Origin of the sequence: Pseudomonas cavernae, from assembly GCF_003595175.1 — a bacterium.
Taxonomy (GTDB): Bacteria; Pseudomonadota; Gammaproteobacteria; order Pseudomonadales; family Pseudomonadaceae; genus Aquipseudomonas; species Aquipseudomonas cavernae.
The window spans coordinates 243,688-257,433 of sequence record NZ_CP032419.1 but is presented as its reverse complement, the minus strand read 5'-3'; the positions used below and the strand labels follow the sequence as shown (position 1 = coordinate 257,433).

Sequence of the window (13,746 nt, the reverse complement as noted above, 5' to 3'; positions counted from 1 at the left end):
ATTCAGGCGATCGCCGGCGCGCCGCCGTGGCGCCAGGCCTGCGAGCGGCGCAACAGACCGCGCGAGGCCCAGGCCAGCAGCAGCGAGACGGCGGCCGAGGTGAGCAGGATCAGGGTCGACATGGCGGCGGCGCCGCCGACGTTGCCGGCGTCGTCCATGTTCAGCACGGCGACGGCGGCGAGCAGGCTGTCCGGGCTGTAGAGGAAGATCGCCGCCGACACCGTGGTCATCGCCGAGACGAACAGGTAGCGGACGATGTCGAGCAGCGCCGGCAGGCAGATCGGCAGGGTGACGCGCAGGTAGTGGCGGTACAGCGGCATCTTCAGCGACAGCGCGGCGGCCTCGAACTCGCCGTCGAGCTGGCGCAGCGCGGTGCTGGCGGTCAGCTGCGCGGTGGTCAGAAAGTGGGCGATGGTGCACACCACCAGCAGGCTCAGGCTGCCGTACAGGCCGCTCAGCGGGTTGCTCGGCAGGTTGAAGAAGAACACGTAGCCGAGGCCGAGAACCAGGCCGGGCACCGCCATCGGCACGAAGCTGAGCAGGCGCAGGGCCTGGGTCAAGGCGCTCTGGCGGGTCTTCTCGATCAGGTAGGCGCCGGTGAAGATCAGCAGGCTGCCGAACAGCGCGGTGCCGGCCGCCAGCAGCAGGCTGTTGCGGTAGGCCAGCCAGCCGCCGGGCAGGTCGGCGAAGCTGTAGTGATCCAGCGCCAGGCTGAGGTCGTAGGGCCAGAACCGTACCAGCGAGGAATACACCGCCATGCCGAACACCAGCAGCAGCACGCTGCACAGCAGGCCGACGAGGAGCAGGAAGGCCGCATCGCGGCGACGCGCCGGCTGCGGCTGGAACACCTGGGCGCGGCCGCTCATGGCCTCGCGCTGACGGCGGCGCAGCCACAGGTCGACGGCGAAGCTGAACAGCGCCGGCACCAGCAGGACCATGCCGATCAGCGCGCCGCGGCCGAACTGCTGCTGGCCGACCACCGCCTTGTAGGCTTCCAGCGCCAGCACCTGATAATCACCGCCAACCACCACCGGCACGCCGAAGTCGGTGATGCACAGGGTGAACACCAGGCAGAAGGCGGCGAACACGCCCTGGCGGCTGCCCGGCCAGGTGATGCTGCGAAACGCCTTCCAGGGCGAGGCGCCCATGCTCGAGGCGGCGTCGAACAGGCGCGCATCGGCCAGCGCCAGCGCCGAGAGGAGGATCATCAGCGCATGCGGGAAGGTGTAGATGGCCTCGCCGAGGACGATGCCCCAGAAACCGTAGATGTTGTCGGCGAACAGCCCGCGCAGCACGCCCTGGTTGCCGAACAGGTAGATCAGGGCGATGCCCGGCAGCATCGACGGCGCCAGCAGCGGCAGCAGCGAGATGCCGCGCCACAGGCCCTTGGCCGGAATCCGCGTGCGTTGCAGGGCATAGGCGAACAGGTAGGCCAGCGGCACCACGATCAGCGCCACGCAGAGCGAGACCTTGAGGCTGTTGCCGAGCAGCCAGTGGAAGTTGGCGCTGGCCAGCAGCTCGCGCGCGGCGAGCAGGCCGCCGCCCTGCCCGGCCTCGGCGCTGAAGCCGCGCCAGAAGATCGCCAGCAGCGGCAGCAGCACGGCGCCGGTCAGCAGCACCAGCAGCAGCCATTGGCCGCCAACGACGAACAGGCGGTCGCCCAGATCGCCGCGCGCCACGCGCAACGGCAACAGCGGGCTGATCTTCATCGCGCGTTCCATCTCAGGCGAACACCTGCAGGCTGCGCGGCGGCAGCGACACCCAGATCTCCGGGCCGGCCAGCTGCGGCATGTGCTCCGGCGCCAGCTCGGCGAGCAGCGCATGGCCGGGCAGCTGCGCCAGCTCGAAGCTCATCCGGCAGCGGTTGCCGAGGAAGGTGATCTCGCGCACCTGGGCGCGGAAGCGGTTGTCGGCATGGCTGGCCGGATTGACGCCGATCGCCTCCGGGCGGCAGAACAGCCGGCCGCGCATGCCGCCGCGGCTGTCGCTCAGCTGCACCGGCTGACCGCCGATGCAGGCCTGACCCTGGCCGTCGCGCTCGAACGGCAGCCAGTTGCCCTGGCCGACGAACTCGGCGACGAACGGCGTGGCCGGCTGGCAGTAGAGTTCTTGGGGGCTGGCGTACTGCTCGATGCGGCCGTGGTTCATCACCGCGATGCGGTCGGCCATCAGCATGGCCTCGTCCTGGTTGTGGGTGACCATCAGGGTGGTGATGTCGAGGCGCTGCTGCAGCTGGCGCAACTCGCCGCACAGATGCTCGCGCACCCGCGCATCCAGCGCCGACATCGGCTCATCGAGCAGCAGCAGCGACGGCGCCGGCGCCAGCGCGCGGGCCATGGCGACCCGCTGCTGCTGGCCGCCGGAGAGCTGACCGGGATATTTCTGCTCGCTGCCGGCCAGGTCGACCAGCTCGAGCATTTCCGCCACCCGCGCGCGCTGCTCGTCGCGGCTGAGGTTGTTCAGGCCGTAACCGATGTTCTGCGCCACCGTCAGGTTGGGGAACAGCGCGTAGGACTGGAACAGGATGCCGTAGTCGCGCGCCTGCGGCGGCAGGCTCGAGATGTCGCGCGCACCGCTGTGCAGGCTGCCGCCGTCCTGGCGCTCGAGGCCGGCGATGCAGCGCAGCAGCGTGGTCTTGCCGCAACCGGAGGGGCCGAGCAGGCACACCAGCTCGCCCTGGGCGACGTCTAGCGACACCCCATCGAGCGCGGTGAAGGCGCCGAAGCGCTTGTGGATACCACGCACCTGCAAATGGGCGGCGGGGACTGAACTGGACATGCTGACGACCTCGTGGAACGTTACGCGACGAGGGTCATGCTAGAGCGCGAATGCGAAGGCTATGTGGCAGCGAGGCAAAAGCCGGCGATAGGGGGATTGGGATTTTTGGGGGATGTGGCGGACGCAGGTCCGTAGGTTGGGTTGAGCGCAGCGATACCCAACGGGGCGCGCTGTTGGGTATCGTCGCTCCGCGACTCAACCCAACCTACAAAAGCGTCAGCTACCGCAGCCCGGATGAAGTGGCGTTGCTCAGGCGCCCGCCAACTCCCGCGCCAGCGCCAAAAACGCCGCCGGCAGGCGCGCCTGGCGGCGCTCCTTGAGGCAATAGAGGTATTCGTCGATCTGCGCCGCGCCCTGCAGCTCGATCACCCGCAGCTCGGGGTTATCCGGCACCTCGTGGCGGGCGATGATGCTGACGCCGATGTTGCGCAGCACCGCCTCGCGGATCGACTCGCGGCTGCCGATCTCCAGCAGCGGGCCGAGCGCCACGCCGGCGTCACGGAGCATGGCCTCGGTGAGCTGGCGGGTGGTCGAGCCGGCCTCGCGCAGCAGCAGGCAATGGCCGCTCAGCGCACTCAGCGGCACCGAGGTCTGCGCCGCCAGCGGATGCGCGCGGTGCACCGCCAGCACCAGCGGATCGCGGCCCAGGTGCAGGCGGGTCAGGCGCGCGTCGTCGAGCAGTTGCGAGGAGGCGGCCAGATCGACGCGGTACTCCTCCAGCGCCTCGAGCACCTGCTGCGAGTTGCCGATCTCCACCGACACGGCGATCTGCGGCAAGCGCTCGCGGAACAGCTTGATCAGGTCGAGGACGTAATAGGGCGCGGTGGCGCCGATGCGCAGGCGGCCCTGCAGCTGGCCGGCGTTGCGCAGGTGGAAGTCGATGTCGGCCTCGCGCTGCAGCAGGTCCTTGACCAGCGGCAGCAGCCGCGCGCCCTCCTCGCTCAGGCTCAGGCCACGGCCGCCTCGGTAGAACAGCTCGACGCCGTACTGGCTCTCGAGGTTGCGGATCTGGGTGGTCACCGTCGGCTGGCTGAGGCTGAGCTTCTTCGCCGCCTGGGTCACGCTGCCCAGGCGGGCGACGGTGTAGAAGGCCTTCAGCTCGGCGAGCATGGCCGCGCTCCGCGCTAAACGGCGACCGGCGCCTTGATATGCGGGTGCGCCTGGTAGCCGACCAGCTCGAAGTCCTCGAAGCGGAAGGCGAACAGGTCCTTGACCGCCGGATTGAGCTTCATGGTCGGCAGCGGCAGCGGCTCGCGGGTCAGCTGCAGGTCGGCCTGCTCGATATGGTTGGCGTACAGGTGGCAGTCGCCGCCGGTCCAGATGAACTCGCCAGGCGCAAGGTCGCAGACCTGGGCGACCATCAGGGTCAGCAGCGCGTAGCTGGCGATGTTGAACGGCACGCCGAGGAAGATGTCGGCCGAGCGCTGGTACAGCTGGCAGCTGAGCTTGCCGTCGGCGACATAGAACTGGAACAGCGCGTGGCACGGCGGCAGGGCCATCTCGTCGACCAGCGCCGGGTTCCAGGCGGAGACGATCAGCCGCCGCGAGTCCGGGCTCTTCTTGATCATCTCGACAACCTTGCCGATCTGGTCGATCGCCGCGCCGTTCGGCGCCGGCCAGCTACGCCACTGGTAGCCGTACACCGGGCCGAGGTCGCCGTTATCGTCGGCCCACTCGTCCCAGATGCTGACGCCGTGGTCCTTGAGGTACTTGATGTTGGTGTCGCCCTGGAGGAACCACAGCAGCTCGACGATGATCGAGCGCAGGTGGCACTTCTTGGTGGTCACCAGCGGGAAACCGTCGGCCAGATTGAAGCGCATCTGGTGGCCGAACACCGAGTAGGTGCCGGTGCCGGTGCGGTCGCTCTTGAAGGTGCCGGTGTCGCGCACCAGGCGCATCAGGTCGAGATATTGTTTCATCCGGCAACTCCTGGCGCCGCCTGGCGCTTGTAAGCGATGACGATCAGGGCGATGCCGCCGAGGATCATCGGCAGGCACAGCACCTGGCCCATGGTCAGCCAGCCGAAGGCCAGATAGCCGAGCTGAGCATCCGGCACGCGAACGAACTCGACGGCGAAGCGGAACAGCCCGTAGCACAGGGCGAACACGCCGGACACCGCCATGGTCGGCCGCGGCTTACGCGAGAACAACCAGAGGATGACGAACAGCGCCACGCCCTCGAGGGCGAACTGATACAGCTGCGAGGGATGGCGCGGCAGCTGCTGCGGGTCGGTGGGAAAGATCATGGCCCAGGGCAGGTCGGTAGCCTTGCCCCACAGCTCGGCGTTGATGAAGTTGCCGATGCGCCCGGCGCCCAGGCCGATGGGTACCAGCGGGGCGATGAAGTCCATCAGCGCGAAGAAGCTCTTGCCGTTGCGCTTGCCGAACCACCAGGTCGCCAGCATCACGCCGATGAAGCCGCCGTGGAACGACATGCCGCCCTTCCACACCTCGAAGATCAGCAGCGGGTTGGCGACGTAGGCCGACAGGTCATAGAACAGCACGTAGCCGAGGCGGCCGCCGAGGATCACCCCCATGGCCACCCAGAACACCAGGTCGGAGAGTTTCTCCTTGCTCCAGGCCGGATCGAAGGCCTTAAGCCGGCGCGACGCCAGCCACCAGGCGCCGCCGATGCCGACCAGGTACATCAGGCCGTACCAGTGGATTTTCAGCGGACCGAGGGCAATCGCCACCGGGTCGATCTGCGGGTAAGGCAGCATCACTACTCCTTAAATCAGAAAGTTCAGACCAACACTCAACAGCAACAGGGCGAACAGGCGCTTGAGTACCCGTTGCGGCAGCCGATGTGCCAAGCGCGCGCCGACGCGGGCGAACGGCATGCTGGCGGCCGCGATACCGACCAGCGCCGGCAGATAGACGAAGCCCAGGCTCCACTGTGGCAGGCTCGGGCTGTGCCAGCCCAATAGCATAAAGCTCAGGGCGCCGACCAAGGCAATCGGCAGACCACAGGCCGCCGAAGTGGCCACCGCCTGCTGCATGCTCTGTCCGCGCCAGACCAGGAGGGGCACGGTCAGCGAGCCGCCGCCGATGCCGAAGATCGCCGAGGCCCAGCCGACCACGCCACCGGCCGCGCTCAGCCCGGGCTTGCCGGGCAGGCCGCCGCTGGCCTTGGGGCGCAGCTCGAAGGCCATCTGCACGGCGATGCTGATGGCGAATATGCCGATGATCCTCTGCAGCATGGGCCCGGCGATCGCCTTGGCGGTCAGCGCGCCGAGGCCGGCGCCGACCAGGATACCCAGCGCCATCCAGGCGAACACCGTCCAGTTCACCGCGCCCTTGCGCTGGTGTTCGAGCACCGAGTTGACCGAGGTGAAGATGATGCTGGCCAGCGAGGTGCCGACCGCCATGTGGGTGAGAATCGCCGGATCGAAACCCTGGGCGCTGAAGCTGAACACCAACACCGGCACGATGATCATCCCGCCACCGACGCCGAACAGCCCGGCCAGCACGCCCGCGCCGGCGCCCAGCAGCAAATACAGCAGGAATTCCATCGACACCCCCGAAAACGATCCGGCATGGTAACGGATGCGCCCAGCCGCCTCCACCGCAGGTGATCGACTGGCCGCGGACGCACCCATCGAACCCTCGCCGCACCGCCGCGCAGCCTTTATGCTCTGAACTTCGCCCTCTGGAAAACTGCCTGATGTGCCTGATTGTCTTCGCCTGGCGCCCCGACCACGCTCTACCGCTGGTGGTCGCGGCCAACCGCGACGAGTTCTATGCCCGCCCGAGCCTGCCGCTGGCCGCCTGGGAGGATGCGCCGGGCCTGCATGCCGGGCGCGATCTGGAGGCCGGCGGCACCTGGCTGGGGGTCACCGTCAACGGCCGCTTCGCCGCGCTGACCAATATCCGCAAGCCTGGCCAGCCGCTGGGCCGACACTCGCGCGGCGAGCTGGTGGCGCAGTTCCTCCGTGGCCGGCTGAGCCCGAGCAGCTATCTGGCCGAGGTGGCGGCGCGAGCGGACGCCTACAGCGGCTTCAACCTGCTGGTCGGCGATGCCGACCAGCTCTGCTACCTGAACTCCCATGAGGGCCAGCCACAGCGCCTGGCGCCCGGGCTCTACGGGTTATCCAACGCCAGCCTGGATACGCCCTGGCCGAAGCTGCAGCGGGCCAAGGCCGGCCTCGCCGCCTGCCTCGACGCGGCTCAGCCGCAGGCGCTGCTGGAGCTGCTCGGCGATGCTCAAGCGGCCGCCGACAGTGCCCTGCCAGACACCGGTGTCGGCCTCGCCACCGAACGCCTGCTGTCGAGCATGTTCATCGCCAGCCCGAACTACGGCACCCGCGCCAGCACCGCCCTGATCCGCCGCGCCGACGGCACCCAGACCCTGGTCGAGCGCAGCTTCGGCCCCTATGGCGCGCATCTGGGCGAGGTCAGCTTGCGACTCTAGCCTCCGCTCAGGCCATCCAGGGCAAACAGCGGTGCCGGCCGCTGCGGGTCATCCGCATCGGCGACCAGCAACAGACGACCGTCGGCCTGGAAGGCCAGCCCTTCGATCTTCGCCGACGGCGCGAGGCGTGCCCGCCAGGCGATGCGGAAGTCTTGATCGAGACGTCCGAGCAGGCTGCCGGCGCAGGCGCCGTCCAGATAGGTGGAAGCACTGGCCTCGGCGGCCGCACTGAAATACAGCCGGCCCTGCGGGTCGAGCGCCAGATCGGTGAGACCCAGCGGCACGCCGTCCAGCGCTCCCAACGCCAGCGGCAAGATCCGCCGCAGCGCCGCCGCGCTCAGCTGGCCGGCGGCGAGATCGGTCAAGACCTGGGGCAGATCGAGAAAAACCAACGCGTTCTGGGCCGTCGCGCCGTTGCCGCGTTGCGCCAGCAGCAGCTGCTCGCCCAGCACCAGCGCGCCCTCGACGTTCAGCTCGGCAAAGTGCTGCTCCAGCTCGAGGTAGAGCGGACTGAGATCGACGCGCCGCACCTGGCCCGCCTGGATCAGGCAGCCGCGCCGGCGCCGAGCGGTCGAGCCGGAGCCCAGCGCCAGCAGGGCGTCATCCGACAACTGGAGCAGCGCCTCGAAATCCGCCTTGTACGCCTTGCGTTCGGCGGCCTCGCGCGGCAATTCGCCCACCAGCAGGACGATCTCCTCGCGGGGCGCACCGCTCAGGCTGTAGCGCTGCAGGACCAGGGCGTCGTCGGCCACCAGCCACAGGCTGTCGCCCTGGCACACCAAGGCGCTGGCCGCCGACAGCTGCAGGTCGGCCAGATGGGTGAGGGAGAGACTGGGGTGATCGCTCATCGCCCCGACCACGCTCAGACCTGGAGGGTCGCCGCCGGGTTGATCACCCGGCCGAGGCCCAGGTTGCGCAGGGCCAGCTGCAGGCTGCTGTGGGTGACCTGCGGGTTGTCGATGGTCATCAGCTGGGCCAACAGTTCCTTGGCCTTGGTCAGGCTGATCTGGCGCAGCAGCCACTTGACCTTGGGCAGGTTGGTGGCGTTCATCGACAGGCTGTCGAAGCCCATGGCCATCAGCAGCATCGCCGAGGCCGGGTCGCCGGCCATTTCGCCGCAGATGCTCACCGGCTTGCCTTCGGCGTGGGCGCCGTCGACCACCAGGCGCAGTGCCTGCAGCACCGCCGGGTGGAGGAAGTCGTAGAGGTCGGCGACCCGCGGGTTGTTGCGGTCCACCGCCAGCAGATACTGGGTCAGGTCGTTGGAGCCGACCGAGAGGAAATCCACCTGGCGGGCCAGCTCGCGCACCTGATAGACCGCCGCCGGCACTTCGATCATCGCCCCCACCGGTGGCATGGGGATGTCCACGCCCTCGTCGCGCACCTCGCCCCAGGCGCGGTGGATCAGGTGCAGCGCCTCCTCCAGCTCGTGGGTGCCGGAGATCATCGGCAGGAGGATGCGCAGGTTGTCCAGGCCCTCGCTGGCCTTGAGCATGGCGCGGGTCTGCACCAGGAAGATTTCCGGGTGATCGAGGGTGACGCGGATGCCGCGCCAACCGAGGAAGGGGTTCTCTTCCTTGATCGGGAAGTAGGACAGCGCCTTGTCGCCACCGATGTCGAGGGTGCGCATGGTCACTGGCAACGGATGGAAGGCGGCCAGTTGCTCGCGGTAGGTGGCCAGCTGTTCCCTCTCGCTGGGGAAGCGCTCGCCGTTCATGAACGGCACTTCCGTGCGGTACAGGCCGACGCCCTCGGCGCCGCGCTCCTGCGCGCGCTTGACGTCGGCGAGCAGGCCGGTGTTGACCCACAGCGGCAGGCGGTGGCCGTCGAGCGTCTCGCAGGGCAGCTCGCGCAGGGCACTGAGGCCCTGGGACAGCTGGCGTTCCTCCTCGACCACCTCGGCGTACTGCTTGCGCAGCATTTCGCTGGGGTTGGTGAACACCTCGCCGTGGTAGCCGTCGATGATCAGGTTGATGCCGTCGAGCTTGGAATAGGGCAGGTCGACCGCGCCCATCACCGTGGGAATGCCCATGGCGCGGGCGAGGATGGCGACGTGCGAGTTGCCCGAGCCGAGCACCGAGACCAGGCCGACCAGCTTGCCCTCTGGCACTTCGCCGAGCATCGCCGGCGACAGTTCCTCGCTGACCAGGATGGTGTTGTCCGCATACACCAGCTTCTGCTTGCGCTCCTGCTGCAGGTAGGCGAGCAGGCGCCGGCCGAGGTCCTTGACGTCGGCGGCGCGCTCGCGCAGGTAGGCGTCGTCCATCAGCTCGAAGCGTGTGACGTGCTCGTTAACCACCTGGCGCAGGGCACCCTGGGCCCACTGGCCGGTCTTAATGATCTTGGTCACTTCGCTGCCGAGGGCGGCGTCGTCGAGCATCATCAGGTAGACGTCGAACAACGCGCGCTCTTCCGGGCGCAGCTGGGTGGCCAGCTTGGCCGACAGCTGGCGCATGTCGGTGCGCACGCCCTCGAGGGCGTTATGGAACAGCTGCAGCTCGGCGTCGATGTCGTCGACCGGCTTGTCCGGCACCACTTCCAGGTCGGCCGGCGGCAACACCACCAGCGCGGTGCCGATGGCGGCGCCCGGCGAGCCGGCGACGCCGACGAACTTGGCCTCCTGAATGCCCTTGCCCTGGCGGCCGAGGCCACGGATCGAGCCGGTCGCCTCGGCATGGGCGATGACCCCGGCGAGCTGCGCGCTCATGGTCACCAGGAAAGCTTCTTCGCCCTCGTCGAACTGGCGGCGCTCCTTCTGCTGCACCACCAGCACACCCATCACCCGCCGGTGGTGGATGATCGGCGCGCCGAGAAAGGAGGCATAGCGCTCCTCGCCGGTTTCCGGGAAATAGCGGTAGCGCGGGTGCTCCGAGGCGTGCTCGAGGTTGAGCGGTTCCTCGCGGGTGCCGACCAGGCCGACCAGGCCCTCGCTCGGCGCCATGCTGACCTTGCCGATCGCGCGCTTGTTGAGGCCTTCGGTGGCCATCAGCACGAAGCGCCCGGTTTCCGGATCGAGCAAGTAGACCGAGCAGACCTGGCTGCCCATGGCCTCCTTGACCCGCCGCACAATGATCGCCAACGCCGCTTTGAGATCCTTGGCGGCGTTTACTTCCTGGACGATCTTGCGCAGCGTATTGAGCATGGCTCGGGGTCGAACTCCGTTTGTCAGTCGCGCGCCAGCAGGCGCGGCGCTAATTCCTTGAGGGCGCGGCGGTAGACCTCGCGCTTGAATGTCACCACCTGGCCCAGCGGGTACCAATAGCTGACCCAGCGCCAGTCGTCGAACTCCGGCTTGCCGGTCACGTCCATGCGCACCCGGTCTTCGGCGGACTTCAGCCGCAGCAGGAACCACTTCTGCTTCTGGCCGATGCACAGCGGCTGGCTGTGGGTGCGGACCAGACGCTGCGGCAGACGATAGCGCAACCAGCCACGGGTACAGGCAAGAATTTGCACGTCGCCCGCTTCGAGGCCGACTTCTTCGTTCAACTCGCGGTACAGCGCCTGTTCCGGCGTTTCCTGCGCGTTGATCCCGCCCTGCGGAAATTGCCAGGCATCTTGATTAATCCGCCGGGCCCAGAGTACCTGACCGATGTCATTGGTCAGAATGATGCCGACATTCGGGCGAAAACCATCGGAATCGATCACGGCACACAACCTCGCAAACGCATGTTCCGGCATTGTTCCATAAAGGTTGTGACAGCAGCAACGCGGCTTCCCGGGCTTATGGGCAGGCCGCGGAAAAGCCCGTATTCTGTGCGCCTTTTCCGTTATTGCAGTGAGCGAGCACCGTGCGCCTGGCTTTATTCGACCTCGACAACACCCTCTTGGCTGGCGACAGCGACCACAGTTGGGGCGACTTCATCTGCCGGCGCGGCCTGGTGGATGCCGCCGAGTACGAGGCGCGCAATGATGCCTTCTATGCCGACTACTGCGCCGGCAAGCTGGACGTGGTGGCCTACCAGAACTTCAGCCAGGCGATCCTCGGCCGCACCGACATGCGGCAACTGGCCGAGTGGCACCGCGAGTTCATGCAGGAAGTGATAGAGCCGATGATCCTGGCCAAGGGCGAAGCCTTGCTGGAAGAGCACCGCGCCGCAGGCGACCAGCTGGTGATCATCACCGCCACTAACCGCTTCGTCACCGCCCCCATCGCCGCGCGCCTGGGCGTCGGGACCCTGCTGGCCACCGAATGCGGCATGCAGGGCGGCCGCTACACCGGACAGATCAGCGGCATCCCCTGCTACCAGCAGGGCAAGGTGGTACGCCTGAACCAGTGGCTGGAGGAAACCGGGCTGAGCCTGGCAGGCAGCTATTTCTACAGCGACTCGCGCAACGATCTGCCCTTGCTGGAAATCGTGGCCAACCCGGTGGCGGTGGATCCGGACGAGGTGCTGCGCGCCACCGCCACCGCGCGCGGCTGGCCGGTTATTTCGCTGCGCTGAAAGCCTTCCCGCCGGCAAGGCCTCAGGCCGGCTTGGCGCCCATCAGGGCGAAGATCGCCAGCAACAGGATCAGCGCCAACGCCGCGTAGGCGACCACGAAGCGCAGCAGCCTGGCCGGAACCGCGCCGCCCACCACCTCCTGCCAGGCCCCGAGGCGGCCGTGCAGAAGCAGGCCGAACAGCACCAGCAGAGCGAACAGGCAGGCGCTGAAGAGCAGCCAGCTGGCGCCCAGCGGCAGGCCCAGGGTGTGCACCAGCCACCAGCCGCTGACCGGCAGGCTCAGCGCCACCAGGCCCATGGCGGGCAGGCTGTACAGCCGGGTGAGACGCAGCTTGCGGGTCAGCACGGCGGCGTCGCCCGAGCGGTGCGCCTTCCACAGCATGAAGCTGTGGGCGATGAAGCCCGCCAAGACCAGCACGGCGGGAATCAGGTGGGCGTACTTCAGCAGTTGGTAGTGTTCCATCACTGTGCTCCGTTAACCAAGGAAGAGCTGGTAGGCCGGGTTGTCGCTCTCGTCCCAATAGGGGTAGCCGATCTCCCGCAGCGCCGCCGGCACCAGCTGGCGCTCCTCGGCCGGCACCTGCAGGCCGGCGACCACGCGGCCGTCGGCGGCGCCGTGGTTGCGGTAGTGGAACATCGAGATGTTCCAGCGTCCGCCGAGCTTTTGCAGGAAGTTGAACAAGGCGCCCGGCCGCTCGGGGAACTCGAAGCGGTACACCACCTCGTCGCTGACCCGCGCCGCGTGACCGCCAACCATGTGGCGGATATGCAGCTTGGCCAGCTCGTTATCGGTCAGGTCGAGCACCGGGAAGCCCTGCTCGCGCAGGCTGGCCACCAGCTTCGCGCGCGGGTCGTTCTCCGGGTGGGTCTGCACGCCGACGAAGATGTGCGCTTCCTTGTTGGTGTGATAGCGGTAGTTGAACTCGGTGATCTGGCGTTTGCCGATCGCCTCGCAGAAGGCCTTGAAGCTGCCCGGCTGCTCGGGGATGGTCACGGCGATGATCGCCTCGCGCTTCTCGCCCAGTTCGGCGCGCTCGGCGACATGGCGCAGACGGTCGAAGTTGATGTTGGCACCGGAATCGATGGCCACCAGCACCTGGCCGCTAGCGCCCTCGCGCTCGACGTACTTCTTGATCCCGGCCACCGCCAGGGCGCCGGCCGGCTCGGTGATCGAGCGGGTGTCGTCGTAGATGTCCTTGATCGCCGCGCAGATCTCGTCGCTGCAGACGGTGATCACCTCGTCCACGTACTGGCGGCAGATGTCGAAGGTATGCTGGCCGATCTGCGCCACCGCCACGCCGTCGGCGAACAGCCCGACCTGCGGCAGCACCACCCGCTCACCGGCGGCCATCGCCGCCTGCAGGCAGTTGGAATCGTCCGGCTCGACGCCGATCACCTTGATTTCCGGGCGCAGGTATTTGACGTAGGCGGCGATCCCGGCGATCAGACCGCCGCCGCCGACCGGCACGAAGATGGCGTCCAGCTGGCCCGGGTGCTGCCAGAGGATTTCCATCGCCACCGTACCCTGGCCGGCGATCACGTCCGGGTCGTCGTAGGGGTGGATATAGACGTAGCCCTTTTCCTCGACCAGTTTCAGCGAGTACGCCAGCGCCTCGGGGAAGGCATCGCCGTGCAGCACCGCCTTGCCGCCGCGGGCACGCACGCCCTGGACCTTGAGCTCCGGGGTGGTGCGCGGCATGACGATGGTGGCCTTGACCCCCAGTTGCTTGGCCGCCAGCGCCACGCCCTGGGCGTGGTTGCCGGCCGAGGCGGTGACCACCCCGCGCGCGCGCTCCTCGGCAGTCAGCTGCGCCAGCTTGTTGTAGGCGCCGCGAATCTTGAACGAGTACACCGGCTGCAGATCCTCGCGCTTGAGCAGAATCTGGTTGTTCAGCCGTTCGGACAGCTGGCGCGCAGGCTGCAGCGGGGTTTCCACCGCGACGTCGTAGACGCGCGAGGTGAGAGTCTTCTTGATGTACTGTTCGAGCATGGCGGTATCGCTGGCGGAATTGCGGGAAGCCGGCAGTCTACCCCGGCCGTCGCTTGGCAAGCCAACCTTGGCGCAGCCAGGCCGTGTGAAAACGTAGCGAGCGAAGGTCAGGCCAGGCAAAAACAG

13 protein-coding genes are annotated in these 13,746 nt (G+C 67.9%); 2 read left to right on the top strand and 11 right to left on the bottom strand.

The window, feature by feature from the left end; translation table 11 throughout:
- Nucleotides 1–2: 2 nt before the first annotated feature.
- The 6 genes from D3880_RS01190 to D3880_RS01165 all read right to left on the bottom strand — a co-directional run bounded on the left by D3880_RS01190 (nt 3) and on the right by D3880_RS01165 (nt 6,289).
- On the bottom strand, nt 3–1,709 hold the full coding sequence (locus D3880_RS01190; protein ID WP_238474392.1) for a putative 2-aminoethylphosphonate ABC transporter permease subunit: 1,707 nt from the start codon (nt 1,707–1,709) through the stop codon (nt 3–5).
- Nucleotides 1,710–1,722: 13 nt separating this feature from the next.
- Nucleotides 1,723–2,778 (bottom strand): putative 2-aminoethylphosphonate ABC transporter ATP-binding protein, encoded by a 1,056-nt coding sequence (locus tag D3880_RS01185; protein WP_119891718.1) that lies wholly within the window; start codon nt 2,776–2,778, stop codon nt 1,723–1,725.
- Nucleotides 2,779–3,027: 249 nt separating this feature from the next.
- Nucleotides 3,028–3,888 (bottom strand): LysR family transcriptional regulator, encoded by an 861-nt coding sequence (locus D3880_RS01180; protein WP_119891717.1) that lies wholly within the window; start codon nt 3,886–3,888, stop codon nt 3,028–3,030.
- 14 nt (nt 3,889–3,902) lie between these two features.
- Nucleotides 3,903–4,697: a thymidylate synthase gene (locus D3880_RS01175; RefSeq protein WP_119891716.1), complete on the bottom strand. Its 795-nt coding sequence runs from the start codon at nt 4,695–4,697 to the stop codon at nt 3,903–3,905.
- Nucleotides 4,694–5,497, bottom strand: a complete 804-nt coding sequence (gene lgt / locus D3880_RS01170) for a prolipoprotein diacylglyceryl transferase (protein ID WP_119891715.1) — start codon at nt 5,495–5,497, stop codon at nt 4,694–4,696. Before lgt ends, D3880_RS01175 begins: the two co-directional genes overlap by 4 nt.
- A 9-nt stretch (nt 5,498–5,506) precedes the next feature.
- The gene (locus tag D3880_RS01165) at nt 5,507–6,289 is read right to left on the bottom strand and encodes a sulfite exporter TauE/SafE family protein (protein WP_119891714.1); all 783 of its coding nucleotides are present in this window, start codon (nt 6,287–6,289) and stop codon (nt 5,507–5,509) included.
- A 152-nt stretch (nt 6,290–6,441) separates the two neighbouring features.
- On the opposite strand from D3880_RS01165, the gene D3880_RS01160 reads away from it, so the two are divergent.
- The gene (locus tag D3880_RS01160; RefSeq protein ID WP_119891713.1) at nt 6,442–7,188 is read left to right on the top strand and encodes an NRDE family protein; all 747 of its coding nucleotides are present in this window, start codon (nt 6,442–6,444) and stop codon (nt 7,186–7,188) included.
- On the opposite strand, the gene D3880_RS01155 is transcribed toward D3880_RS01160, so the two are convergent.
- Genes D3880_RS01155 through D3880_RS01145 form a run of 3 tightly spaced genes read right to left on the bottom strand, consistent with a single transcriptional unit; the run spans nt 7,185 to nt 10,833 of the window.
- Complete coding sequence (locus D3880_RS01155) at nt 7,185–8,036, bottom strand: DUF6929 family protein (protein ID WP_119891712.1); 852 nt, start codon at nt 8,034–8,036, stop codon at nt 7,185–7,187. The genes D3880_RS01160 and D3880_RS01155 overlap by 4 nt on opposite strands.
- A gap of 14 nt (nt 8,037–8,050) precedes the next feature.
- Nucleotides 8,051–10,330 carry a phosphoenolpyruvate--protein phosphotransferase gene (gene ptsP / locus D3880_RS01150; protein WP_119891711.1) on the bottom strand — a complete coding sequence of 760 codons (2,280 nt, stop codon included), beginning with the start codon at nt 10,328–10,330 and terminating at the stop codon, nt 8,051–8,053.
- 23 nt (nt 10,331–10,353) lie between these two features.
- The gene (locus tag D3880_RS01145) at nt 10,354–10,833 is read right to left on the bottom strand and encodes an RNA pyrophosphohydrolase (RefSeq protein WP_119891710.1); all 480 of its coding nucleotides are present in this window, start codon (nt 10,831–10,833) and stop codon (nt 10,354–10,356) included.
- 143 nt (nt 10,834–10,976) lie between these two features.
- On the opposite strand from D3880_RS01145, the gene D3880_RS01140 reads away from it, so the two are divergent.
- Nucleotides 10,977–11,630, top strand: coding sequence for a histidinol-phosphatase (locus tag D3880_RS01140; protein WP_119891709.1), 654 nt, complete (start codon nt 10,977–10,979; stop codon nt 11,628–11,630).
- 22 nt (nt 11,631–11,652) lie between these two features.
- Here the strand turns inward: D3880_RS01140 and D3880_RS01135 are convergent, their stop codons facing one another.
- Together D3880_RS01135 and ilvA are read right to left on the bottom strand one after the other, a co-directional pair.
- The gene (locus tag D3880_RS01135; protein ID WP_119891708.1) at nt 11,653–12,093 is read right to left on the bottom strand and encodes a DUF2269 family protein; all 441 of its coding nucleotides are present in this window, start codon (nt 12,091–12,093) and stop codon (nt 11,653–11,655) included.
- A 12-nt stretch (nt 12,094–12,105) separates the two neighbouring features.
- Complete coding sequence (gene ilvA / locus D3880_RS01130; protein ID WP_119891707.1) at nt 12,106–13,620, bottom strand: threonine ammonia-lyase, biosynthetic; 1,515 nt, start codon at nt 13,618–13,620, stop codon at nt 12,106–12,108.
- Nucleotides 13,621–13,746 lie beyond the last annotated feature (126 nt).